Origin of the sequence: Kitasatospora sp. NBC_01302 (assembly GCF_035976515.1) — a bacterium.
Lineage (GTDB): Bacteria > Actinomycetota > Actinomycetes > Streptomycetales > Streptomycetaceae > Kitasatospora.
In genome coordinates this window covers 6,810,246-6,833,114 of sequence record NZ_CP108404.1, presented here as the reverse complement: position 1 = coordinate 6,833,114, position 22,869 = coordinate 6,810,246, and the positions used below count along the sequence as shown (strand labels likewise).

Annotated in this window: 21 protein-coding genes, 1 tRNA gene and 2 pseudogenes; 15 read left to right on the top strand and 9 right to left on the bottom strand. The window is 70.1% G+C overall.

Translation table 11 applies throughout. From position 1 onward, the window contains the following. Nucleotides 1–177 precede the first annotated feature (177 nt). From OG294_RS30025 to OG294_RS30000, 6 genes are all read left to right on the top strand, one after another. Nucleotides 178–672, top strand: coding sequence for a PaaI family thioesterase (locus OG294_RS30025; RefSeq protein WP_327069680.1), 495 nt, complete (start codon nucleotides 178–180; stop codon nucleotides 670–672). Nucleotides 673–1,253: 581 nt separating this feature from the next. Continuing rightward, on the top strand, nucleotides 1,254–2,480 hold the full coding sequence (locus OG294_RS30020) for a branched-chain amino acid ABC transporter substrate-binding protein (protein ID WP_327069679.1): 1,227 nt from the start codon (nucleotides 1,254–1,256) through the stop codon (nucleotides 2,478–2,480). A gap of 162 nt (nucleotides 2,481–2,642) precedes the next feature. Next, nucleotides 2,643–3,572 (top strand): branched-chain amino acid ABC transporter permease, encoded by a 930-nt coding sequence (locus OG294_RS30015; protein ID WP_327069678.1) that lies wholly within the window; start codon nucleotides 2,643–2,645, stop codon nucleotides 3,570–3,572. 19 nt (nucleotides 3,573–3,591) lie between these two features. Next, nucleotides 3,592–5,391: a branched-chain amino acid ABC transporter permease gene (locus OG294_RS30010; protein WP_327069677.1), complete on the top strand. Its 1,800-nt coding sequence runs from the start codon at nucleotides 3,592–3,594 to the stop codon at nucleotides 5,389–5,391. A 3-nt stretch (nucleotides 5,392–5,394) separates the two neighbouring features. Then, nucleotides 5,395–6,264: an ABC transporter ATP-binding protein gene (locus OG294_RS30005; protein WP_327069676.1), complete on the top strand. Its 870-nt coding sequence runs from the start codon at nucleotides 5,395–5,397 to the stop codon at nucleotides 6,262–6,264. Further along, nucleotides 6,261–6,980 carry an ABC transporter ATP-binding protein gene (locus OG294_RS30000; protein ID WP_327069675.1) on the top strand — a complete coding sequence of 240 codons (720 nt, stop codon included), beginning with the start codon at nucleotides 6,261–6,263 and terminating at the stop codon, nucleotides 6,978–6,980. The genes OG294_RS30005 and OG294_RS30000 overlap by 4 nt, the downstream gene beginning before the upstream one ends. Nucleotides 6,981–7,069: 89 nt before the next feature. Here the strand turns inward: OG294_RS30000 and OG294_RS29995 are convergent, their stop codons facing one another. Further along, complete coding sequence (locus OG294_RS29995; RefSeq protein WP_327069674.1) at nucleotides 7,070–7,735, bottom strand: ANTAR domain-containing response regulator; 666 nt, start codon at nucleotides 7,733–7,735, stop codon at nucleotides 7,070–7,072. A gap of 98 nt (nucleotides 7,736–7,833) precedes the next feature. On the opposite strand from OG294_RS29995, the gene OG294_RS29990 reads away from it, so the two are divergent. Together OG294_RS29990 and OG294_RS41210 are read left to right on the top strand one after the other, a co-directional pair. Continuing rightward, nucleotides 7,834–7,906, top strand: a tRNA-Leu gene (locus OG294_RS29990). Between the two features lie 119 nt (nucleotides 7,907–8,025). Continuing rightward, nucleotides 8,026–8,616: pseudogene (locus tag OG294_RS41210) on the top strand (transcriptional regulator). A gap of 15 nt (nucleotides 8,617–8,631) precedes the next feature. Here the strand turns inward: OG294_RS41210 and OG294_RS29980 are convergent. Both OG294_RS29980 and OG294_RS29975 read right to left on the bottom strand, forming a co-directional pair. Then, complete coding sequence (locus OG294_RS29980; protein ID WP_327069672.1) at nucleotides 8,632–9,591, bottom strand: polysaccharide lyase family 7 protein; 960 nt, start codon at nucleotides 9,589–9,591, stop codon at nucleotides 8,632–8,634. Between the two features lie 66 nt (nucleotides 9,592–9,657). Continuing rightward, complete coding sequence (locus OG294_RS29975; RefSeq protein WP_327069671.1) at nucleotides 9,658–11,205, bottom strand: FAD-dependent monooxygenase; 1,548 nt, start codon at nucleotides 11,203–11,205, stop codon at nucleotides 9,658–9,660. Nucleotides 11,206–11,277: 72 nt separating this feature from the next. Between OG294_RS29975 and OG294_RS29970 the strand changes: the two genes are divergently transcribed. Further along, nucleotides 11,278–11,928: a TetR/AcrR family transcriptional regulator C-terminal domain-containing protein gene (locus OG294_RS29970; protein WP_327069670.1), complete on the top strand. Its 651-nt coding sequence runs from the start codon at nucleotides 11,278–11,280 to the stop codon at nucleotides 11,926–11,928. A 39-nt stretch (nucleotides 11,929–11,967) separates the two neighbouring features. On the opposite strand, the gene OG294_RS29965 is transcribed toward OG294_RS29970, so the two are convergent. Beyond that, nucleotides 11,968–12,642, bottom strand: coding sequence for a TetR/AcrR family transcriptional regulator C-terminal domain-containing protein (locus OG294_RS29965; RefSeq protein ID WP_327069669.1), 675 nt, complete (start codon nucleotides 12,640–12,642; stop codon nucleotides 11,968–11,970). Between the two features lie 104 nt (nucleotides 12,643–12,746). On the opposite strand from OG294_RS29965, the gene OG294_RS29960 reads away from it, so the two are divergent. Continuing rightward, nucleotides 12,747–14,240, top strand: coding sequence for an FAD-dependent monooxygenase (locus OG294_RS29960; protein ID WP_327069668.1), 1,494 nt, complete (start codon nucleotides 12,747–12,749; stop codon nucleotides 14,238–14,240). Nucleotides 14,241–14,555: 315 nt separating this feature from the next. On the opposite strand, the gene OG294_RS29955 is transcribed toward OG294_RS29960, so the two are convergent. The 3 genes and pseudogenes from OG294_RS29955 to OG294_RS29945 form a co-directional block, all read right to left on the bottom strand. After that, the gene (locus OG294_RS29955) at nucleotides 14,556–14,768 is read right to left on the bottom strand and encodes a DUF397 domain-containing protein (protein ID WP_327069667.1); all 213 of its coding nucleotides are present in this window, start codon (nucleotides 14,766–14,768) and stop codon (nucleotides 14,556–14,558) included. A gap of 53 nt (nucleotides 14,769–14,821) precedes the next feature. Further along, nucleotides 14,822–15,914, bottom strand: a pseudogene (locus tag OG294_RS29950) (IS630 family transposase). Between the two features lie 48 nt (nucleotides 15,915–15,962). After that, nucleotides 15,963–16,610: a helix-turn-helix domain-containing protein gene (locus OG294_RS29945; protein ID WP_327071718.1), complete on the bottom strand. Its 648-nt coding sequence runs from the start codon at nucleotides 16,608–16,610 to the stop codon at nucleotides 15,963–15,965. Between OG294_RS29945 and OG294_RS41205 the strand changes: the two genes are divergently transcribed. The 5 genes from OG294_RS41205 to OG294_RS29920 all read left to right on the top strand — a co-directional run bounded on the left by OG294_RS41205 (nucleotide 16,554) and on the right by OG294_RS29920 (nucleotide 19,849). After that, nucleotides 16,554–17,078, top strand: coding sequence for a hypothetical protein (locus tag OG294_RS41205; protein ID WP_442789395.1), 525 nt, complete (start codon nucleotides 16,554–16,556; stop codon nucleotides 17,076–17,078). The two genes, OG294_RS29945 and OG294_RS41205, sit on opposite strands and share 57 nt — an antisense overlap. Continuing rightward, nucleotides 17,041–17,583, top strand: a complete 543-nt coding sequence (locus tag OG294_RS29935) for a DUF6879 family protein (protein WP_327069665.1) — start codon at nucleotides 17,041–17,043, stop codon at nucleotides 17,581–17,583. The genes OG294_RS41205 and OG294_RS29935 overlap by 38 nt, the downstream gene beginning before the upstream one ends. A gap of 26 nt (nucleotides 17,584–17,609) precedes the next feature. Next, nucleotides 17,610–18,458, top strand: coding sequence for a helix-turn-helix domain-containing protein (locus OG294_RS29930; RefSeq protein WP_327069664.1), 849 nt, complete (start codon nucleotides 17,610–17,612; stop codon nucleotides 18,456–18,458). A 133-nt stretch (nucleotides 18,459–18,591) separates the two neighbouring features. Beyond that, nucleotides 18,592–19,095, top strand: a complete 504-nt coding sequence (locus OG294_RS29925) for a hypothetical protein (RefSeq protein WP_327069663.1) — start codon at nucleotides 18,592–18,594, stop codon at nucleotides 19,093–19,095. An 88-nt stretch (nucleotides 19,096–19,183) separates the two neighbouring features. Further along, complete coding sequence (locus tag OG294_RS29920) at nucleotides 19,184–19,849, top strand: class I SAM-dependent methyltransferase (protein WP_327069662.1); 666 nt, start codon at nucleotides 19,184–19,186, stop codon at nucleotides 19,847–19,849. A 70-nt stretch (nucleotides 19,850–19,919) separates the two neighbouring features. Here the strand turns inward: OG294_RS29920 and OG294_RS29915 are convergent, their stop codons facing one another. Beyond that, nucleotides 19,920–21,134, bottom strand: coding sequence for a damage-control phosphatase ARMT1 family protein (locus tag OG294_RS29915; protein ID WP_327069661.1), 1,215 nt, complete (start codon nucleotides 21,132–21,134; stop codon nucleotides 19,920–19,922). A gap of 86 nt (nucleotides 21,135–21,220) precedes the next feature. After that, the gene (gene pyk, locus OG294_RS29910) at nucleotides 21,221–22,648 is read right to left on the bottom strand and encodes a pyruvate kinase (protein WP_327069660.1); all 1,428 of its coding nucleotides are present in this window, start codon (nucleotides 22,646–22,648) and stop codon (nucleotides 21,221–21,223) included. Nucleotides 22,649–22,869: the final 221 nt, after the last annotated feature.

The following is a 22,869-nucleotide window of genomic DNA, read 5'->3' as shown; positions in this document are numbered from 1 at the left end:
AGCCACGTCAACGTCCGTTCCTTGCCGGTTTCACTGCCGCCCCCGATCCTAGGGCGCCCCGCCGACAACACCGACCAGCCACGGCCGGGCTCACCGGCGCCCGGAGCCGCCTCGGCCGTACGATCACGAAAGGCGATCACGAGAGGCGATCACCACCGTCGACCAGGAGAGAGACCGATGACCGAGCAAGCCCCGACCGACAGCCCCGCCCAGGCGCCCGCCCACCAGGCGCCGCTGGTGCTGGACGTGCCGCAGGACGTGCTGGACCACTTCGCCAAGCTCGGCGTGGAGCCCGGCACCTTCTCCGGCGGCACCCTCGGCGACAAGATGGGGATCCGGGTGGTGGAGGCCTCCGGCGACCGGGTGGTGGGGACGATGCCGGTGGAGGGCAACCAGCAGCCGTACGGGCTGCTGCACGGCGGCGCCTCGGCCGCGCTGGCCGAGACGCTCGGTTCGATAGGCGCGATGCTGCACGCCGGCCCCGGCCGCTACGCGGTGGGCGTGGATCTCAACGTCACCCACCACCGCTCGGCCACCTCCGGACTGGTCACCGGTGTGGCCACCGCCGTCTTCAAGGGCCGCACCGCCGCCACCTACGAGATCGCGGTCACCGACGACACCGGCCGCCGCCTCACCAGCTGCCGCCTGACCTGCGCGCTGCGCGACCTGTAGCAGCCGCACCACCCACAAGACCCTGACGCGCCCCCTCGTTTGGCCGCCGCCCGCCCTGGGCAGGTCCCTGGCCTACGAGGGGGCGCAGCCATGTCACCGGCCGACCGCGCCGGGCGACGGCCACCCCCGTTTGTAACGCTGCGTAACAAGCAGGTCATCCGCTCCACCCCTCGCCTTCATGATCCGAGCACCGCACGAGGCCTGTCCCAACGCTTCGTCAAGTCCGTATTTCGGACATGCGCGCCCGGATCAACCCGTCTGAACACTGACGTTCGGTCAGCGAACGGACGGCCAACCACCACGGGATTCCACGGCACTTGGCACGCGACGCAACAATCGCCCGCCCTCCGGCCGGCCCCGCCGATGCCTCCCGGGCCCATGATGCGAGACGACCCGCATGCCTCACTGATAACAAGAGAATCACAGCAGGCGCACACCCCTGCCACCATCGCGCCCCTCGCTCTAGAGTCACCGCCAGTCACCGCGCCACCGGATCGGGCCACCAGTTCGGGCTGCCCCAGTGCGCGAACCGGCCGTCGGCCGCCCCCGGCCACTGCCTTTCAGACCAGAAGGGGACCCTCGTGCGTCATCGTTCACTGCTCGTGCTGAGCATCGCCCTCACCGGAGCCCTCACCGTCACCGCCTGCGGCTCCCGCGGCGGCAGCAGCGGGAGCACCAACTCCGCCGGCGGCGTGACCGTCACCATCGGCGTCGACGCCCCGCTGTCCGGCGAGAACTCCTCGACCGGCCTCGGCATCGAGTACGGCGTGAAGATCGCCGTGGACGACGCCAACGCCAACCACCTGGTGCCCGGCGTCACCTTCGCCGTCAAGGCGCTGGACGACCAGGCGCAGCCCGCCACCGGCCAGCAGAACGCCACCGCACTGGTCGCCGACAACAGCGTGCTCGGCGTCGTAGGACCGCTCAACTCCGGCGTGGCGCAGTCGATGCAGCAGGTCTTCTCGACCGCCAACCTGGTCGAGATCTCGCCCTCCAACACCAACCCGCAGCTCACCCAGGGCCCCAACTGGGCCAGCGGCCAGAAGGTGCGCCCGTACAAGACCTACTTCCGCACCGCCACCACCGACGCCCTGCAGGGCGCCTTCGCCGCCCAGTACGCGAGCGGCATCGGCAAGAAGAAGGCCTTCGTCGTCGACGACAAGCAGACCTACGGCGCGGGCCTGGCCAGCATCTTCAAGGACTCCTTCCAGAAGGACGGCGGCTCGATCGTCGGCACCGACCACGTCAACACCGGCGACAAGGACTTCTCCACCCTGGTCACCAAGATCAAGTCCTCCGGTGCCGACCTGCTCTACTACGGCGGCCAGTACGACGAGTCCTCGCTGCTCACCAAGCAGCTCAAGGCGGCCGGCGCCGCCATCCCGCTGATGGGCGGCGACGGCATGTACTCCACCACCTACATCTCCACCGCCGGCCAGGCCGCCGAGGGCGACTACGCCACCGCCGTCGGCGTCCCGGTCGACACCCTGGACACCGCCAAGGACTTCATCGCCAAGTACAAGTCCGCCAACTACCCCGGCGACTACGGCTCCTACGGCGGCTACTCGTACGACGCGGCCACCGCGATCATCAAGTCGGTGGGCACCGTGCTGGCCGCAGGCGGGAACAAGATCTCCTCGGACACCCGCAGCAAGGTCGTCGACGCCGTACAGAAGATCGACTTCAACGGCATCGCCGGCCACGTCTCCTTCGACCAGTACGGCGACACCACCAACAAGCAGCTGACGGTCTACCAGGTCACCGGCGGCAAGTGGGTCTCGGTCAAGACCGGTACCTACAACGGCTGATCGAGCCCCGCACCACCGTCACGGGGCCGCCGCCCGAAGGCGCGCGGCCCCGCTCCACCCGCCCCGGCCCCGGCCCGGGGACCCCCATCCCGTGCGGGCGCCGCAGACCCCCGCGGCCCGCGCGCACCCACGCGACGTCAGCACAGCGACCTGGAGGCTGCGGTGCACACCCTGCCGCAACAACTCGCCAACGGCCTGTTCCTAGGCTCCACTTACGGGCTCATCGCCATCGGATACACGATGGTCTACGGCATCGTGCAGCTCATCAACTTCGCCCACGGCGAGATCTTCATGACCGGCGGCTTCGGCGCGCTCACCGTCTGGCTGGTCCTGCCGCACGGCACCAGCCTCTGGCTCGCCCTGCCACTGATGCTCATCGGCGGCGCACTGACCTCCGTCCTGATCGCGCTGGGCGCCGAGCGGTTCGCCTACCGGCCGCTGCGCAACGCCCCACGGCTGGCCCCGCTGATCGCCGCGATCGGCCTCTCGCTCGCCCTGCAGCAGGCCGTGCACAACCTCTACCCCAAGGCCACCAGCCCCCGCACCTTCCCCCAACTGGCCGCCGGACCCTGGCACCTGGGCAGCATCCGGATCCAGGCCGGCGACCTGTTCACCGTCCTCGCCGCCCCGGTCTGCATGATCGTCCTGGCACTGTTCGTCCAGCGCTCCCGCACCGGACGCGCCATGCAGGCCACCGCCCAGGACCCGGACACCGCCCAGCTGATGGGCATCGACACCAACAAGATCATCGCCGCCGCCTTCGCCATCGGCGCCCTGTTCGCCGCCGTCGCCGCCGTCTGCTACGGCCTGCGCTACGGCGAAGTCGACTACAGCATGGGCTTCGAAGCCGGACTCAAGGCCTTCACCGCCGCCGTCCTCGGCGGCATCGGCAACATCTACGGCGCCATGCTCGGCGGCCTGGTCCTGGGCCTGGCCGAAGCCCTCGCCACCGCCTACGTCTCCGACATCCCCGGCATGCAGCAACTGGGCGGCGGCAGCTGGGCCTCCGTCTGGGCCTTCGTGCTGCTCATCCTGGTCCTGCTGCTACGACCACAGGGACTGCTCGGCGAACGCGTCGCGGACCGGGCCTGAGGCCGAAGGAGAAGCAGAGATGACCACCAGCCCCACCACGGCCGCCCTGCGCCGCACCGCCACCGCCGCACTCGCCCGGCTCCAGGGCACCGTCCCCGCCCCCGTGGCCCGCGCCCTGATCGCCGCCGGCGGCGTCCTCGCCATCGCCTCCGCGTTCCTCTCCTGGACCTGGACCGCCCGCTTCCCCGGCGACCTCACCGTCACCGGCTACCCCGGCGGCCTGCAGTGGCTCACCATCGCCACCGCCGCCCTGCTGCTCCTCCAACTGCTCGGCGCCCACGGCGTGCCGGTGCTGCGCGCCCTGGCCCCGCACGGCCACACCGCGCCGCTGCGCCTGCTCGCCCTGGCCACCCTCGCCACCACCTGGTTCACCCTGATCGCGATCGCCGCCGAACTCGGCGGCCTGGCCAACCTGACCACCGGCGGCTGGATCGCCGGCATCGCCGTCCTGCCCGCCCTCTACGGCGCACTCGCGCTGCCCGACGAGCAGCGCACCACGGCGCGCGCCGCCGCACCCGCACCCGCACCCGCACCCGCACCCGCACCCGCCTGGATCGAACGCCTCCAGGTCACCCTGCTCGCCGCCCTGGGCCTGGCCGTCTTCACCTACGGCATCGACACCGCCTACGGCGAACTCTTCGAGGGCTTCCTGATCGCCGTCGCCCTCAGCGCCGCCGCCTACCTCAAGGGCGGACTCCTCGAACACCTGGCCACCCTGCTCCAGCGCCAGCGCCCCTTCGCCCTGGCCGCCGGCTTCGTGGCCGCCGCACTCTTCCCGCTGACCCAGAACAACGACCACGACGCCAACGTCGGCGTCAACATCCTGATCTTCGCCACCGTCGCACTCGGCCTCAACATCGTCGTCGGCCTCACCGGCCTGCTCGACCTCGGCTACGTCGCCTTCCTCGGCGTCGGCGCCTACACCGCCGCCCTCGTCTCCGGCTCGCCCTACTCGCCCTTCCAGCACGCCGAAGTCCCCTTCTGGGCCGCCGCCCTGATCGGCGCCGCGGTCTCCCTGGTGTTCGGCGTACTGATCGGCGCCCCCACCCTGCGCCTGCGCGGCGACTACCTGGCCATCGTCACCATCGGCTTCGGTGAGATCTTCCACATCACCGTGCAGAACCTCGACGGCACCTCCGGCCCGAAGATCACCAACGGCCCCAACGGCATCCCCGCCATCCCCGACATCAGCCTCTTCGGCCTCGACCTCGGCACCCCCCACCAGCTCGGCTCCATCACCATCGGCCGGTTCGCCAACTACTTCTTCCTGATGCTGATCGTCACCCTGATCGTCATCGCCGTCTTCAGCCGGGCCGGCAACTCCCGCATCGGACGCGCCTGGATCGCCATCCGCGAGGACGAGACCGCCGCCGAGGCGATGGGCATCAACGGCTTCCGCACCAAGCTCACCGCCTTCGCCCTCGGCGCCTCCCTCGCGGGCCTGGCCGGCACCGTCAGCGCGCACGTCACCTACAGCGTGGTCCCCGACCCGTACGTCTTCGCCGGCTCCACCCCGCCCAACTCCGCCTTCCTGCTGGCCGCGGTGGTCCTCGGCGGCATGGGAACCGTCAGCGGACCACTGCTCGGCGCCTCGCTGCTCTACCTCATCCCGGAGAAGCTCTCCTTCCTGCAGAACTACCAACTGCTCGCCTTCGGCGTCGCGTTGATCCTGCTGATGCGCTTCCGCCCGGAGGGCATCATCGCCAACCGGCGCCGCCAGCGCGAGTTCCACCAGGACGATGCGGCAACCCCGGACCTGCCCGCCCAGAGCGGCGGTCCTGGCACCGGCAAGCTGAACCTCGACACGGCAGGGGCGTGACCGATGAGCACCACCACCGCGACCACCCTGCTGGACGCGCGCGGCGTCACCATGCGCTTCGGCGGCCTGACCGCCGTCAACAACGTCGACCTCACCGTCGGCGAAGGCGAGATCATCGGTCTGATCGGCCCCAACGGTGCCGGCAAGACCACCTTCTTCAACTGCCTCACCGGCCTCTACGTGCCCACCGAGGGCACCGTCAGCTACCGCGACAAGGTGCTGCCGCCCAAGCCCCACCTGGTCACCCAGGCCGGCATCGCCCGCACCTTCCAGAACATCCGGCTCTTCGCCAACATGACCGTGCTGGAGAACGTCCTCGTCGGCCGGCACAGCCGCACCAAGGAGGGCCTCGTCTCCGCACTGCTGCGCGGCCCCGGCTACCGGCGCGCCGAAGCCGACAGCCGCGAGAAGGCGATGGCCCTGCTCGAATTCACCGGCCTCGCCGACAAGGCCGACCACCTGGCCCGCAACCTCCCCTACGGCGAGCAGCGCAAACTGGAGATCGCCCGCGCCCTGGCCAGCGAACCCGGCCTGCTGCTGCTCGACGAACCCACCGCCGGCATGAACCCCCAGGAGACCCGCGCCGCCGAGGAACTCGTCTTCGCGATCCGCGACCGGGGCGTGGCGATCCTGGTCATCGAGCACGACATGCGCTTCATCTTCAACCTGTGCGACCGGACCGCGGTGCTGGTCCAGGGCGAGAAGATCGTCGAGGGCGACCGCGAACTCGTCCAGAACGACGAGCGGGTGATCACGGCATACCTGGGCGAACCGCTGGTCACCGAAGCTGCCGGAGCTGCTGAAGCCGTCGATGCCGCTACCGACGCCGCCGCCGATGCCGCTCCCGACGACACCACGGAGAACCCCGCATGAGCAACGCCCTCCTGGACGTCCAGGACCTCCGGGTCGCCTACGGCAAGATCGAGGCCGTCAAGGGCATCAGCTTCACCGTCGCCGCCGGCGAGGTCACCACCCTGATCGGCACCAACGGCGCCGGCAAGACCACCACCCTGCGCACCCTCTCCGGCCTGCTGCGCCCCACCGCCGGCAGCATCACCTTCGACGGCCAGGACCTCGCGACCGTCCCCGCCCACCGCATCGTCGCCCTGGGCCTGGCCCACTCCCCCGAAGGCCGGCACATCTTCCCCCGGATGACCATCGAGGAGAACCTGCTCCTCGGCGCCTTCCTGCGCAAGGACCAGGCCGGCATCACCCAGGACGTCGAGCGCGCCTACACGCTCTTCCCGATCCTCGGCGAACGCCGCAAGCAGGCCGCCGGCACCCTCTCCGGCGGCGAGCAGCAAATGCTGGCGATGGGCCGGGCCCTGATGTCCCGGCCCAAGCTGCTGATGCTGGACGAGCCGTCCATGGGCCTCTCGCCGATCATGATGCAGAAGATCATGGCGACCATCGTCGAGCTGAAGGCCGCCGGCACCACCATCCTGCTCGTCGAGCAGAACGCCCAGGCCGCCCTCTCCCTCTCCGACCACGGCTACGTGATGCAGACCGGGCGGATCGTCCTCACCGGGACGGGCGCGGAACTGCTGCGCGACGAGTCGGTGCGCAAGTCCTACCTCGGCGAGGACTGAGCCAAGGACTGAGCCCGTACACGCCGAGGGCCGGCCACGCGAGCGTGACCGGCCCTCGGGGCGGACCTGCTTCCGTCCTGCCTACCGCGCTACTTCCCGCTCTGCTCCCCGGCGGAGTCGGCGCTCTTCTTGTCCTGCGCCGCACCCTCCTCGATCACGGCCTCCGCCACGGCGGCCATGGTCATCCGGCGGTCCATCGAGGTCTTCTGGATCCAGCGGAAGGCCGCCGGCTCGTTCAACCCGAACTTCGTCTGCAGCACGCTCTTCGCCCGGTCCACCAGCTTGCGCGTCTCCAGCCGCTGGGTGAGGTCGGCGATCTCCTGCTCGAGCGTGCGCATCTCGGTGTACCGCGAGACCGCCATCTCGATCGCCGGCACCAGGTCGCTCTTGGAGAACGGCTTGACGATGTACGCCATCGCCCCCGCATCCCGCGCCCGGTCCACCAACTCCCGCTGCGAGAACGCGGTCAGCATCAGCACCGGCGCGATCTGCGCCTCATGGATCTGCTCGGCGGCGGACAGCCCGTCGAGGATCGGCATCTTGACGTCCAGGATGACCAGGTCGGGCCGCAACTCCTCGGCCAACCTGAGCGCCGTCGCCCCGTCCCCGGCCTCCCCGACCACGGTGTAGCCCTCCTCCTCGAGCATCTCCTTCAGGTCGAGACGGATGAGCGCCTCGTCCTCGGCGATGACAATTCGGGTGATCTGGGGCGAGTCGGTCTCAAGCGCCTGGGGCTGCTCGTCGGCGGTGCTCACGGGACTCCTCGTTCCGGCGGGGGGTGCATGCACGAGGGTACCTAGACCCTGTATGTTTGAGATTCGCAGGGTCGAGGGGAACCTTCGATTCAACGGGCGCCCCGGTAGCCCAGCGGGAGAGGCACGGTGCTCAAACCACCGACAGCGTGGGTTCGAATCCCACCCGGGGCACTTTTCCTTTGATTCGAAGGTTATCAGGATATTCGAACAGTCGCCGATCTTCGTGCATCCGGGTGATCTTTCTCGGCTTTTTGGTGCCAATCGGCATAATGCCGTCGATCCTCGGTCGTATGTACGACCAGGCCACTCGCTCACGCGCCATCGCGCTGCACCGCTCAGGCCTGACCCTCAGTGAGGTCAGCCGAGCCACCGGCATCTCGCGCCACTCCCTCCGGCAGTGGACTCTCAACGGCACCGCCCCGAGCGCCCGGATGACCGCCGAGTGCCCGGTCGCATCGGGCAGCCTATGGCGTGCTGCGCGTCCCGGCCCCCGGTTGCACATCGGTAGTGAGCACCAGCAAGCACTGGCCGTGCCTCTTCCCCCAGCACGGCCCCGGCAAGAAGCACGAGCGCCCCATCGTGCTCGTGCCGTGGCAGCAAGAGATCGTGGACGCCCATCCCTTCCAGCTGCTGCGTGGCCTGATCCACTCCGACGGTTGCCGGATCGTCAACTGGACCACCCGGGGCAGCAAGAGGTACGAGTACCCCCGGTACTTCTTCACCAACACCTCCACGACATCCTGCGCATCTTCACCGACACCCTCGACGCCGTCGGCGTCCAGTGGAAGGCCGCCCGCCGACCCAACGGCGCCGTCAACATCTCCATCGCCCGCCGCGCCTCCGTCGCCCTGCTCGACCAGCACATCGGCCCGAAGTACTGACCACCCCGCAGCTGGTCAGCTCACGCCGACCCCGAACACCGTGAGCCGCCCGCCCCCCGTGTGCGAGGTGGCGGCGTCGTCCTGCTCGTAGTCGCCGGCCATGAAGCGCACCAGGTGCCCGCTCCAGGCCGGCGGCACCGGAACGGTGACCGGGGAGCCGGCCTGGCAGCCGGGGGTGCCGGCGCAGTCGCCGGTGAAGGTGAGGGTGCCGTTGCCGTTGTCGGTCATGGTGTAGCCGAACGGCGTCCCCAGCCGGACCCCGCTGAGCAGGTGGTACTTCAGGATCTTCTCGCCGGCCGGCGCGGGCCCGACCGATCCCTCGCTCTTGGGCACCGTCTCCAGCGTCACCCCGACACTGTCGCCCTGGACGGCCAGCATGACGAAGGGCGCGGCCTCGTCGGCGTCCGTGCCGTGGATCTGTCCGATGGTGATCTCGTGTGACACCTCCGGCAGTTGGCCGACGGCCAGGCTCTCGGTCAGGTGGTGGCAGGCGGTGCCGGGGGTGAACGTCCCGAGCGCGGCCAGCTCGGTGCGGGAGTGCAGCGAGTGCGCGGTGGTGGCACCACCGGCGGGGGCCCAGAAGGTGAGGCTGCCGCCGGGGCCCTGGGTGAGGTAGGGGTCGGTGGGCCGGGCTGGGGTCAGTTGCTCGGCCGCCTTCGGATCGCCGGGCTTCGCGACGGGGAGGATCAGCTGCCAGGCGTTCAGGTCGACCGGGGTGACGGCCGGGCCGGCGCCGGACGCGGGCGCAGCCGTCGTGCAGCCGCCCGCCTGAGCCGTCGTGGCTGCGGTCGGGGCTGTGGTCGGGGCCGCGGTGGGGGCCGACGCCGCTGCCCGGTGGTGGCCGCTGGCCCCAGCGGCCCCACCAGACCCACCCGTCCCACCGCACCCGCTCAGCAGAAGCGCGCCGGCCACGGCCGCCGCCGCCCCGCCTGCCCGGGCTCGGGATCGGGCCGTGGCACGCTGGGTGTCCGTCATGTGGGGGGTCCTTCCGGATGCGATCGATCCCTGCGCCCGTCATGACGCACCGAGGCGGCCCCCGGTTCACACCTCCGCGGCCACGACCCCCACCGGTGCCGCCGCCCCCGCCACTGGCGTCACCACTGTCGCCGCCACCGCGTGTCGCGCGGCGGTGAACAGTGCCTGCGGGTCCGTCTCCCGGCTCAGCCAGGCCAGGTGTCCGTCGGGGCGGACCAGGGCCGCGCTGACCCCGGACCACTGGGCCCGGCCCTCGACCGGCGGCGCGCTGTGCACGTCCAGGCCGGGGCCGGTGCGGTGGGCGAGCGCGGCAAGCGGGGCCGGCGGAGCGAGGTCGCCACCGAGCCGGCCGGTCAGGTCGAGCAGCACGAAGCGCCCGGGACGCAGCAGCCCGAAGAGGCTGCCCGTGCCCGCCAGTGCGAGGTCCGGTGCGCGGGTGCCGGTGAGCGGGTGTGCCGCCGCGCTGGCCGCCGGCGGGTAGGCGACCGCGAGTCCGGCCACCCGGTTGGCCAGCTCGGTGGAGAACTCCCCGACCGTGGTGATGAGTTCGCCGATCAACTCGCGCAGGGCCAGCGTCTCGGGGGTGTAGCTGGTCATGAGTCCGGTCTGTGCCCGGGTACTGCGCAGCAGTTCGGCGCCGACCGGGTGGCGTTCGGTGTGGTAGCTGTCCAGCAGCCCGGCGGGGGCGGTGCCGAAGAGCGTCTGCGCGAGCTTCCAGCCGAGGTTGGCGGCGTCCTGGAGGCCGACGTTGAGTCCGGGGCCGCCGGAGGGGAAGTGCATGTGCGCGGCGTCGCCCGCGAGCAGCACCCGTCCCTTGCGGTACTGGGCGGCCTGTCGGGTGGCGTTGCCGAAGCTGGAGAGCCAGCCGGGGTCGCGCATGCCGAAGTCGGTGCCGGCGATCCGGCGGACCTTGGCGCGCAGTTCCTCGAAGGTGGGCGTGCCGGGGCGGGTGCGGACGCTCTCGGCGTCGTTGCCGACCACCCGGTGCACTCCGCCGGGCAGGGGCCAGACCATCACGGCGCCCTGGGCGTTGGAGACGGAGCGCCGGTGGGGCGGTTCGTCGAGGACGACGTCGGCCATCCAGGCCCAGGCGGTCGCGTCCGTGCCGGGGAAGTCGATCCCGGCTGCGGTGCGCACGGTGCTGCGCGTGCCGTCGCAGCCGACGAGGTAGGCGGCCCGCAGGCGCCGTTCGCCCTGCGGTCCTTCGACGTGCACGGTCACCGCGTCGCCGTCCTGGGCCAGTCCCGTCACCCGGTGGCCGCGCAGCAGGCGGACGCCGACCGCCTCGGCGTGCGCCGCCAGCAGTGCCTCGGTGCGGGCCTGCGGGAGGGCGAGGGTGAACGGGAACGGCGTGTCCAGGTCCGTGAAGTCCATCCGGTCGGGGAGGGCGGCGAAGTGTCCGCTGGGGATCTTGAGTCCCTCAGCGAGGAACGGCTCCACCAGGCCTCGACAGGCGAGCAGTTCGAGGGTGCGCGGGTGGAGGGTGAGGGCCCGGGAGTGCGGGTCGGGCTCGGTGCGGCTCTCCAGCACGGTGACCGGGATGCCGTAGAGGCGCAGTTCGGCGGCGAGCCAGAGGCCGACCGGGCCGCCTCCGGCGATGACGACCTGTTCCATGTGCTGCTCCATCATCCGCTCCCCTTTTTCCTTGGTCGGTGACCAATGGCGTGCCTTCAGTAGACTAGGTCAGTGACCAAGAATCAAGCCCCGCCCTCCCCCCGGACCCGACTGGACCCGGACACCGTGGTGCGCGCCGCCCTGGAGCTGCTGGACGAGAAGGGCGCCGACGCGGTCTCGGTGCGCGGCACCGCGGATCGGCTGGGCGTGCGGATGAACACCGTGCTGTGGCACGCCAAGACGAAGGCGCGCCTGCTGGAGCTGATGGCCGAGGCGATCGTCGGCGGGATCTCGCTGGCGGAGCTGCCCGAGCCGTGGCCGGACCGGGTGGCCGAGCTGGCCCGCCGCTACCGGCGCTGTCTGCTGGCCCATCGCGACGGCGCGGCCATCGTCGCGGGTACGTACGCCGCCGAGCCGGCGACGCTGGGCTTCGCCGACGTCGCGATCGAAGCCCTGCTCGGCGGCGGGCTGGACGAGCGGCAGGCGGCCTGGGCGTTCTGGAGCATCCAGTACCTGACGCTCGGACTCACCCAGGAGGAGCAGTCGCTGGCCGCGCAGGGCGACGGCGAGCACTCGCTCACCGGTGCGCTGGCCGCGGGGAGTTACCCGTCACTGGCGCGGGTGGCGGCCCACCTGGAGGACACCGCCTTCGACGAGCGCTTCGAGTTCGGCCTCTCGCTGATCCTGCGCACCCTGGAGACACTGCCGCACGCGCGCCCCTGACCGGCCCCCGTCCCGCGCGCGGGACCTCGATGTGCTCCCTCAGGCCTCCCCCTCGGCCACCCCCACCACCGTCGCCACGCCCGGGTGCGTCGCCGCGATCCCGGCCACCACCATCGCGAGCCCCCGCTCGAACCGCTCCTCGAACCCCGTGAAGAGCCCCCTCCCGGCGCCGGCCGCGAGCGGGAGCTCCGGGCCGATCCGCTCGGCCCGCGCCGCCACGTCGAAGTAGGGGTCGCTCTCGCCGGGCACGGGGTGGACGGCCTGCTCCTCGACGACGAAGCCGATGGTGAAGGCGTAGGCGGTCGACGAGACGAGCACGGCCTCGTCCAGCGTGAAGCCGGCCGCGCACAGTGCGCCGAGGTGGCGATCGAGCTGGACGGCGTGGTCGTTGCCGACGAAGCGGGTGCCGCTGAAGACCTTCGCACCGTCCCGGTACCCGAGCAGCGCCCGGCGCAGCGTGCGGGCGGAGGCGGTGATCCACTCCTGCCAAGGGGCGTCCGCCGCGGGCGGCGGCGTGGCGGCCATCCGCCGGTGGATCTCGGTGGCCATGGCGTCGAGCAGCGCCTGCTTGTTGGCGAAGTGCCAGTAGAGGGCCGGCGCCTGGACGTCCAGCTCCTTGGCGATCCGTCGCAGGGTCAGGCCTTCGAGGCCGGTCTCGTTGAGCAGCCGCAGCGCCGTGTCGGTGACCTGGTCGGGGTCGAGTTTGCTTGCCACCGCCCCATCCTCTCAGGCCGGCGAGCCGGAGCCCCATTGACAACTTAACACCGTTAAGCCGACACTGGGCGAGCTCGAACTTAACAACGTTAAGGAGACGGCTCATGACTCTTCCCTCCACACAGCCCGAGGCCCTGCCGCCCGACGCCCTCGCCGACGTGCTGGTGGTGGGCGCCGGCGCGACCGGACTCGCCCTCGCCTGCGACCTGGCCAGGCGCGACGTGCGCGCGCTGGTCATCGAGCAGCAGGACGGCCTCTTCCCCGGCTCGCGCGGCAAGGGTGTCCAGCCGCGCACCCAGGAGGTCTTCGACGACCTCGGCGTGATCGACGCGATCCGGGCCGCCGGCGGCCGGTACCCGAAGATGCTCACCTGGCGGGGCGACCAGCCGGTGCGGGAGTGGGACCTGATCGCGCAGGACGCGACCGAGCCCGGCACGCCCTACCCGGCGCCGCTGATGATCCCGCAGTGGCGCACCCAGGAGATCCTGCACGAGCGGCTGCTGCAGCTCGGCGGCTCGGTGGCCTTCGGCACCCGCCTGGCGGAGTTCACCCAGGACGCCGAGGCGGTGACCGCCGTCCTGGAGTCCGCCGACGGCGACCGGCGCACCGTCCGCGCCCGCTACCTGGTCGGCGCCGACGGCGGGCGCAGCACCGTGCGGCGGGCGCTCGGCATCGCGATGGACGGCGAGACGGTCGACCCCCGGCCCGCCCTGGTGGCCGACGTGCGGATCGACGGCCTCGGCCGCGGCAACTGGCACGCGTGGCCCGAGGCGCCCGAAGGTGCGCTGCTGCTCTGCCCGTTGGCGGGCACCGACCTCTTCCAGCTCTTCGCCCAGTACGCCACGGGCGAGCCGGCCCTCTCCCTGGACGAGGTCCGGCGACTGATCGGCGAGCGGACGCCGCTCGACCCCGAGGCGGTGCGCGAGGTGCGCTGGGCCTCCGACTTCCGCCCCCGGGCCGCCCTGGCCGACCGGTACCGGGCCGGGCGGGTCCTGCTGGCCGGTGACGCCGCGCACGTCCACTCACCGGCGGGCGGGCAGGGGCTCAACACCGGCGTGCAGGACGCCTACAACCTCGGCTGGAAGCTCGGCCAGGTGCTCCGGCACGGCGCCCCGGACTCCCTGCTGGACAGCTACGAATCCGAGCGCCGCCCGGTCGCCGCCGACGTCCTGGGCCTGAGCACCAGGCTGCACCGGGCCGGGCGCAGCGGCGACCCGGTCTCCGTGCAACGCGGCAAGCAGACCTCACAGTTGGGCGTCGGCTACCCGGACAGCCCGCTGACCGCCGAGCGTCGCACCGGCCTGCCCGAGGACGCGCTGCGCGCGGGCGGGCGCGTGCCGGATTTCGAACTCCCCGACTCCACAAGGCTCTTCGACCTGCTACGCGGACCGCACTTCACCCTCCTCGCGGTCGCGACCCCGGCACCTGCCACCCACCCAGACATCCTGACCAGGGAGTTCGCCGCCCTGGATCCCCTGTCCCCGGGCCTCTACCTGATCCGCCCGGACGGCTACCTGGGCCTGGCCACCCGCGACGCGGCCGACCTGGCGGACTACCTCGCCCTGGTCTCCGGCCAGCATGCAGGCAGGGCCATGTGACGATACGTCAGCTTCCTATTCCGGACCTCCGCTGACCACGACCGACGACCGGAGGCCGACCTCACCACGGAGACTTCCCTGGGCAGCCACCGATGGCCACGACGAATGCCGAGCCAGCCGCCCAACTGCAGGACCACAGTCCTTGGAAGCGCAGTCCTGACGGAACGGCATCTGCCACACCTCGAACAGCCGGACCGCGCGGGGGATCTTGCGACCAGGAAAGCGGAGCGCCCGCGCCGTGAAACGGCGCGGGCTCTCCGCCCTGCACAGGACACGAGCCTCGAACGCGCAAGAGGTTGCTACCCACGAGCCTTTTCAGCCACCGGCCGGGAAGCCCCCGGTACGCACGCCCGCCAGGAACAACCGCCACGCCTCGGCGCTGAACACCAGTGCGGCGCCATCCGGATCCTTGGAGTCGCGGACCGGCAGCAGCCCGGGGAAACCGTCAGCGACCTCGATGCAGTCGCCGGAATCGCCACTGAAGGTGCTCTTTCGCCACCGGGCGCCACGGAAGTTCTGAGTGAGCATTCCTGATACCTCTCAACTGTCCTAGTGTCATGAGTCTCAGAACGGCTGCATATCTAGGGGTTGGGGTTCGGCAGGCGGTTCAGATAGCCGGCGAGACGTTCGAAGATCTCGTCGGCGGACTTGGTCCAGGTGAACGGCTTGGGGTCTTCGTTCCAGTGGGCAATCCAGTCGCGGATGTCCTTCTCCAGCGCCTGGACGTTCTTGTGGACTCCGCGCCGTATCTGCTTGTCCGTCAGTAGGCCGAACCAGCGCTCGACTTGGTTGAGCCAGGACGAGCTGGTGGGAGTGAAGTGCATGTGGAAGCGCGGGTGCGCGAGTAGCCACTTCTTGATGGCGGGGGGTCTTGTGGGTGGCGTAGTTGTCGCAGATCAGGTGGACGTCGAGTTCGGCGGGGACCTCCTTGTCGAGCTTGGCGAGGAACTTCTTGAACTCGACGGCGCGGTGGCGGCGGTGCAGGGAGCCGATGACCTCGCCGGTGGCGGTATTGAGCGCCGCGAACAGGGTGGTGACACCTCCTCGCAGGTAGTCGTGGGTGCGGCGCTCGGGCATGCCGGGCATCATCGGCAGCACCGGCGCGGAGCGGTCCAGTGCCTGTATCTGCGATTTCTCGTCGACGCAGAGCACGATGGCGCGCTCGGGCGGATCGAGGTAGAGGCCCACCACGTCGCGGACCTTCTCGATGAACTGCGGATCCTTGCTCAGCTTGAAGGTGTCGACCTGGTGCGGCTTGAGGCCGAAGGTGCGCCAGATCCGCGAGACCGTCGACTGGCTCAGCCCGCTCTGCTTCGACATCTCGCGGGTGGACCAGTGTGTGGCGCCCTTCGGCGTCGTCTCCAGAGTCCGCACGATCACGTCCTCGACCTGCTCGTCCGTCACCGTGCGGGCAGGGCCCGGCCGCTTTTCATCGGCCAGGCCCTCCAGTCGCTGGGCCGCGAACCGCTTGCGCCAGGTGGCCACGGTGGTCGGATGAATCCCGAGGTTCGCGCCGACCTGGGTGTTCGACAGTCCGTCGGCACACGCGAGGACGATCCTGCAGCGCAGCGCCAGCGCCTGCGCGGACGTCGCCCGCCGCGACCAACGCAGCAACGTCTCACGCTCGTCATCCGTCAGAACCACTTCGACCGTCGGCCGACCCATCCGCGCCATGAACCCAGCATACTTCTATAGCTTTCCTAAGACTCATGACACTAGCGGTTAGAGTTCTTGCTTGACCCTAGTGATCATGTCGAGGCTCTCGGTAGGGCTCAGGGCAGCCGATCGCAGCGAGTCGAAGGTAAGCGTGTAGGCGTCCGTCTCCTCTGGCGTCTCCATGTACAGGGTGCCCGTCCGGTGCTCCACGCACACGACATCAGAGAACGCTGGTGTCGGGAAGCTGAACAGTACGAACGACCCCATGACACCGGCATGAGCTCCGGCGCTGAGTGGCAGCACCTGGAGTTCGACCACCTCGGCCAGCTCCTGGAGAGCTCCGAGCTGAGCTTTCATGACCTCAGGTCCGCATGCGAACCGCCACCAGCTCCTCCACGCGATGCGGAGCGATCCGGGTGGGTGAGGCTGGAACGAGCGGATGTAGTCAGCCGTCTGCTCGTAGTCGATGTAGTCCGCGTAGGACGGCAGCGCTATTCCCACACGCTGGGTCCAGCCCCGCTCACCACTCCGGCGAGCGAGATCCACCAGGTTCTCCACATAGTCGGTGTCCGCCACCCCGTAGAACGAGAGCAGGTCCCGAAGTTCGCTCATGGACAGCGGCAGACGAGCATTCTCGATTCTGCTGATCTTCGTACGATGGCAGCCGATTCGCTCAGCCGCCTCCTCTGGCGTCCTGCCGGCCTGCCCACCCACCGGGGGCGCAGAGGCGCGGGCGCGCGCCTGAAAGTGCGCAACAGCGAAGGCTGGCGGGACTGCACCCCCTGCGCCGAGCCACCCGTCCATCACTACGGACTGGAACGGGCTTCTCACCGTGAGCACTTGACGTTCCGGCAAGCCTGCGACACCGTAGCGCAAACACGTAGAAGCGACCTGTCATCGGAGGACGCCATGTCGCTACTGTTCACTGGCATTGACCCGAACACCGGCGGTGGCGGCTCGCCGACGGTGTGGGTGGACGACGAGAACTGGGACATCCTGGTGCAGAGCACCACCGCCGACGGCGCCACCGTCACCAAGATCGGCGACACCGAATGGGTTCCCGGGCACGCCAAGGGTGTGCCCGCCCACGAGTCCGTGATCCGGATCCCGTCCCGTATGGTGCCGATCTTGAGGAAGGCGTGCGATGTTGCAGAGCAGCGAGCAGCCGCAGACGGTTCCTGACTTCGCAGCGCTGCTGCGGAGGGCGACCCGATCGGCCGCCCACCTGGAGATGCGTGACCTTTACAGCGTCGGCGACGAGTCCGAGATCATCAGCAAGTTCAAGCGCACTGGAAAGGCCGCTCTCGACCCCACCGACCCTTACTGGGCCGAATGGCTGGGGATCGTGCGGGAAGCCGTCGGGCGCGGTGTCGTGATGCGCCGTGCCCGGATCGTTTCCGAGCCGGTCACCGACTACATCCGGTGGGAACACGCCGTCACACCGTTGAACTTGAACGCCGGCGAACAGGTCCGCTGGCTGCCCCGTCGGCTCTCGTCCGACATCGCGCTTCCCGGCAACGACTTGTGGCTGATCGACGACCGTCTGATCATGTTCCACTGGTTCACGGGTGATGGAGACTGGGCCGGCCACGAGTTCAACGAGGACCCGGCCACGGTGAAGATGGTGACGGATGCCTTCGAAGCGGTGTGGGCACGCGCCATCCCGCACGACCAGTACGCCGTCTGACCCTCCGAGCACCGGACAGCCCGCCCATGGCCACCCTGCCGTCATCCAGCGCCCAGGGCGCCCGCGAAGCGGTCGCCTCACGCCTGCGTGAACTGATGCTCGACGCCGGCCTCAGGGGCCAGGAGCTGGCTGCCCGGTGCGGGTGGAACCCGTCGAAGACCTCCCGCATCGTCAACGGCATCACGCCCCCGTCCGAGGGCGACATCCGGGCGTGGTGCACGGCGTGCGACGCCGACGACCAGGCGACCGACCTGATCGCCACCTCACGTGCCGTTGAGTCGATGTACATGGAGTGGCGACGACTCCACCGCACTGGGCTGCGCCGGACACAAGAGGACTTCTACACCCGGCACAAGGAAGCCCAGATCTGTCGCGTCTACGTCTCCAACGTGGTGCCGGGGTTCTTCCAGACCCCGGGCTATGCGACCGCACTGCTGAAGTCGATCACCCAGTTCCAGGGAACACCTGATGACGTGTCCGATGCGGTCGCCGCCCGCGTCGCCCGCTCCCGCTTCCTGTATGAAGGCGGGCACCGCTTCGCCGTCGTCATGGAGGAAACGGTGCTGCGGCACCGACTCGGTGACGCGGCCACGATGGCCGGCCAACTTCGGCATCTGCTCGCGGTGATGCCGCTCGCGTCCGTCTCCCTCGGGATCATCCCGTTCGGCGCCGAGCGGACCGTGTGGCCGCTCGAAGCCTTCTATCTCTACGACGACCGATCCACCCTGGTGGAGACGCTGACCGCAGAGATCAACGTCAGGCAACCACGCGAGATCGCCGACTACGTAAGGGCGTTCACTCAGCTGTCGCACTCTGCCGTGTACGGAGATGCCGCACGCGAGCTGATCCATTCAGCGTTGACCGCCCTCGGGTGAATCCGTGCAATCACGTAGAAGTCTGTGGCGGGTGCGCGGGCTTGCTCCCTACCGTCGACCTCGTCGCCCGGAGTAACGGACTGGGAGCTCAGGGGGACGCACCGCTCGACGACACCGAGAGGGAGCACTGATCGTGACCATCACCACCTTGGACAACCCCACTGCCGTGCGCACGCGGGATCCTCGTGAGCTGCTGAACGCTGTGCAGCCCCACGTCCAGCACCTGAGCATCAATGTGCTCGACTCCGGCATGACCATCTGGGACCGCGAGGTGGCGCTGCTGCTCCGCGACGAGGTCATGGTCCGGGACCTGGCCGAGCGGATCCTGGGCAACGCGATCATGTATGTGGTCGCCTCCATGGAACACCCCGAGGTCCACCTTGGCGTGGGCAAGATCGTGGACATCGGCGTTCACCAGGTCATCCTCGACACCCCCGTGTACTTCGCCCTGTGCGAGCTGTACAACGGCAGCGCCTACAAGCACCACGCGCCGTTCATCCAGCGCCGCAACGACGGGACCGTCGCCAGCACCGCCGACTTCCTGCGCTCGATCGGATTCGACCCCGACGACGAGTTGTGGGCCCGCGACGGCGCCGAGTGCTCCCCGTGTGACAGCAAAGTCCCTGACAGCCACTGATGGCTGACGGATCGTTCAAGGGGAGGGGCTCCACAGGCTAGGCCATGGCGGAGCCCCTTCCATTCCCACCCGAGTGAGGAAACTCCCGTTGCCGACCGCTCCGCACAACCTCGACCACGAACGGCAGCTCTGGGACACCTACGCCGAGTCGGCGTTCACGGACGACTTGGAGCCGGCGTTCGGGTGGACGCAGTACCGCGACCACCCCGGAGCCCCGGGGCCGGAACTGCTGGGCGATGCCGGGTCGGTTCTTGAAATCGGGTGCGGCACCGGCCGCGCCCTGGCCCACCTCGCTCAGCGGGGCGTCAAGGGCACCGGTGTGGACCTGTCCAGGGTGATGGTGGAGCGCGCCAGCGAGCAGTGGGAGCAGCTCGGGGTGGAGTTCGTCCAGGCGGAGATCCTGGAGTACCTGGGTAACACAGGGCAGCGGTTCGACGCCGTGTACTCCATCTTCGGCGCGGCCTGGTTCACCGACCCCGAGCGCCTGTTCCCGCTCGTGGCCGCACACCTGAGCCCGAGTGGCGTCTTCGTCTTCTCCCAGCCACCGGCCATTCCCGGCGCGTACGGGCCGCAGGGCATGTACAAGGGCGGATTCGCCGGGCCAGCGATGTACACCTACCGCTACAGCTACGAACCGGCGGGCTGGACGCGCTTCCTCACCGAGGCCGGGTTCGTCCACGCGGACGTCCGCGTGATCACCGCCCCCACCCCGGGCCACATCGGCACACTGATCGGCCGCGCCGTACGCCCCTGAGCAACACGTGAGCGCCCGGCACATCCGGCCACTCTGCGCGGGCGCCGGCGGACCCGTCATGGACTGCCACCTAGCAGTGAACCTGAACGACCCCGTAGGCGCCGCTGGTCCGCCACTTCTCCCCCGTGGCGTCCAGCCTCGCGACCACCGCAGCGTCGAGGCCGACGATGACGTCCGACTTCAATGTGCGCAGCGCCGCCACCGGGGACGGGAAGTGGCCGGCCCGCTCCCCGAACGGGGTCGTGGGGTCCCAGAGCTGGTCCCCCACCAGGCGGCGGTAGTTGAGGTCGCCCTTGACGAGGGTCAGCGTGGCGCCGGAGAGTTCGGCCCTGAGGTCGGCGGGCATGGCGTGGAACGGGAGCGGTGCGCTGAAGAACGGGTGGGTGCGGACCACGAGGGCGCCGCTGTTCATCGCCTGCCAGAGCCGGCGCCCGATCCGCTCCGCCTCCCGTCCCGCCTCCCGATCCGCCTCCTGCCCTGCCTGCTGCCCCGCTTCCGGCCCCGGCGCGCTGCGAAGGCGGCGGACGGTCGCGAGGACGTCGGCCGTCGTCGCGTCCGACACGTAGTACGGGGAGGGCTTGACGTACAGCACCACCTCGGCGGCCTGCCCGCTCACCAGGAGGTGGTCGATCAGGACCAGGTCGGGCAGCAGCTCCCGCCCGGCGTTGTCCGCGATCACGCAGACCTTCGGGCTGCCCGCGGCGGCGAGCGCGGACCACAGGAGCGCGCTGTCGTCCGCGATCAGGGCCGAGGAGTGGCCGGCGTCCCCGCGCGAGGCCGTGATCTGGAAGCTGAGGTCCGCCCGGTTCCCCCAGAGCGCCGACCCGAGCAGCGCCTCTCCCCGCTTGTCGGCCGCGAGCGCGGCCAGTTCACCCAGCGCCGCCAACTCGGCATCGACCGCGGGGCCGGCCAGTTCGGCGTCCTTGAACGGCGCGAACGGGTCGATGCCTCGCCACGCTCCGGGGCGGAAGTAGCCGGTGGCTTCGAGCAGTCTGCGGTAGAAGTAGCTCTCGGCCCACAGGAAGGGCGCCTCACCCCACGGCCGCCCGAACAGGCCCTGGCCCCACTGCAGCCACTGCTCGTGGTCGTGGGCGTCCGGGCCGAGCGGCTCCAGCACGCCGCCGGTGCTCTCGGCGAGGAGCTCCTCGATCGCCGCCCGCTCGGTGGGCCCGTACGGCAGCGCGTCGAGCACCTGTCGGATCAGCTTCGGGTGCCGCTCGTGGAAGACGCTCCAGGCGAAGGAGCCGGGTGCGTCACTGCGGATCACGGGCGCGGTGGTGGGCATGCGCGGACCGTATCAGCCTGGTCGGCGGCGGTGCTCGAAGACCCGCACGGGGGTGCCCGCTCGGCGGACACCCCCGTCCGGGAGGGTCAGTTGTCCAGCTCTCCCACGTGGTGCACCCGCACCAGGTTGGTCGAGCCCGCCAGTCCGGGCGGGGAGCCCGCCGTGATGATGACGATGTCGCCGCGCTGGCACCGCCCCAGGCTGAGCAGCGCGCTGTCCACCTGGGCGACCATCTCGTCGGTGGTCGGCACGAACGGGCCCAGGAAGGTCTCCACGCCCCAGGTGAGCGCCAACTGGCTGCGCACGGAGGGCTCGTAGGTGAAGGCCAGGACCGGGATCGGGGAGCGGTAGCGGGTCAGCCGGCGGGCGGTGTCGCCGCTCTGGGTGAAGGCGATCAGGTACTTGGCGCCCAGGAAGTCGCCGATCTCGGCGGCGGCCCGGGCGACCGCGCCGCCCTGGGTGCGGGGCTTGTTGCGCTCGGTCAGCGGTGGCAGGCCGGCGGCCAGCACCTCCTCCTCGACCGCCTCGACGATGCGGCCCATGGTCTTGACCGTCTCGATCGGGTACTTGCCCACCGAGGTCTCGCCGGAGAGCATCACCGCGTCGGCCTGGTCGAGGATCGCGTTGGCGACGTCGGAGGCCTCGGCCCGGGTGGGGCGCGAGGCGTGGATCATCGAGTCGAGCATCTGGGTGGCGACGATGACCGGCTTGGCGTTGCGCTTGGCCAGCTTGACCGCGCGCTTCTGGACCAACGGCACCTGTTCCAGCGGAAGTTCGACGCCCAGGTCGCCGCGGGCGACCATGATGCCGTCGAAGGCGCTGACGATGCCCTCCAGGCCGTCCACCGCCTGGGGCTTCTCGATCTTGGCGATGACGGGGAGGAAGCGGCCCTCCTCGCGCATCACGGTGTGCACGTCCTCGATGTCCTTGCCGCTGCGGACGAACGAGAGTGCGATCAGGTCGGCGCCGACTCGCAGGGCCCAGCGCAGGTCGGCGACGTCCTTGTCGCTGAGCGCGGGCACCGAGACGGCGACTCCGGGCAGGTTGAGGCCCTTGTGGTCGGAGACCAGGCCGCCTTCGATGACGATGCAGTGGACGCGCGGCCCCTCCACCCGGGTGACTTCGAGGCAGACCCGGCCGTCGTCGATCAGGATCCGCTCCCCGCGCGAGACGTCGCCCGCGAGGCCGGAGTAGGTGGTGCCGCAGATCTCCTTGTCGCCGGGGACGTCGTCCACCGTGATGGTGAACTCGTCGCCGCGTTCGAGGAGTACGGGGCCTTCGGCGAAGGTGCCCAGGCGGATCTTCGGGCCTTGAAGGTCGACCAGGATGCCGACGCTGCGGCCGGTCTCGTCGGAAGCCTTGCGGACCCGGCGGTACCGTTCCTCGTGTTCGGCCTGGGAGCCGTGGCTCAGGTTGAAGCGGGCGATGTCCATGCCGGCGTCGACCAGGGACTTGATCTGGTCGTACGAGTCGGTGGCCGGCCCGAGAGTACAGACGATTTTTGCTCGGCGCATGGTCCGAGCGTATGCACTACCCGTGCGTAACAACGACGCTCCGACGGACCGTCACATGTCCACTACCAGAAGCTTCGTTGAACTTTCCGACGCAACGCGACCCTGCGTGATCGAATCCGCGGTCGGCCAACGGCCGCCGCGTCGGCGGTGCCACGGATGCGGATCCGTGAAGGCCTGTTCACCCCTGGTTCACCGAGGCGTCGGCCGGCGCTCGACCCCCG

Excerpts from the sequence above, each read along its gene's own strand:
- OG294_RS30025 (WP_327069680.1), top strand. The coding sequence starts at position 178 with ATGACCGAGCAAGCCCCGACCGACAGCCCCGCCCAGGCGCCCGCCCAC.
- OG294_RS30010 (WP_327069677.1), top strand. The coding sequence starts at position 3,592 with ATGACCACCAGCCCCACCACGGCCGCCCTGCGCCGCACCGCCACCGCC.
- OG294_RS30005 (WP_327069676.1), top strand. The coding sequence starts at position 5,395 with ATGAGCACCACCACCGCGACCACCCTGCTGGACGCGCGCGGCGTCACC.
- OG294_RS30000 (WP_327069675.1), top strand. The coding sequence starts at position 6,261 with ATGAGCAACGCCCTCCTGGACGTCCAGGACCTCCGGGTCGCCTACGGC.
- OG294_RS29980 (WP_327069672.1), bottom strand. The coding sequence starts at position 9,591 with ATGACGGACACCCAGCGTGCCACGGCCCGATCCCGAGCCCGGGCAGGC.
- OG294_RS29975 (WP_327069671.1), bottom strand. The coding sequence starts at position 11,205 with ATGGAACAGGTCGTCATCGCCGGAGGCGGCCCGGTCGGCCTCTGGCTC.
- OG294_RS29960 (WP_327069668.1), top strand. The coding sequence starts at position 12,747 with ATGACTCTTCCCTCCACACAGCCCGAGGCCCTGCCGCCCGACGCCCTC.
- OG294_RS29955 (WP_327069667.1), bottom strand. The coding sequence starts at position 14,768 with ATGCTCACTCAGAACTTCCGTGGCGCCCGGTGGCGAAAGAGCACCTTC.
- OG294_RS41205 (WP_442789395.1), top strand. The coding sequence starts at position 16,554 with ATGGCAGCCGATTCGCTCAGCCGCCTCCTCTGGCGTCCTGCCGGCCTG.
- OG294_RS29935 (WP_327069665.1), top strand. The coding sequence starts at position 17,041 with ATGTTGCAGAGCAGCGAGCAGCCGCAGACGGTTCCTGACTTCGCAGCG.
- OG294_RS29930 (WP_327069664.1), top strand. The coding sequence starts at position 17,610 with ATGGCCACCCTGCCGTCATCCAGCGCCCAGGGCGCCCGCGAAGCGGTC.
- OG294_RS29915 (WP_327069661.1), bottom strand. The coding sequence starts at position 21,134 with ATGCCCACCACCGCGCCCGTGATCCGCAGTGACGCACCCGGCTCCTTC.
- pyk (WP_327069660.1), bottom strand. The coding sequence starts at position 22,648 with ATGCGCCGAGCAAAAATCGTCTGTACTCTCGGGCCGGCCACCGACTCG.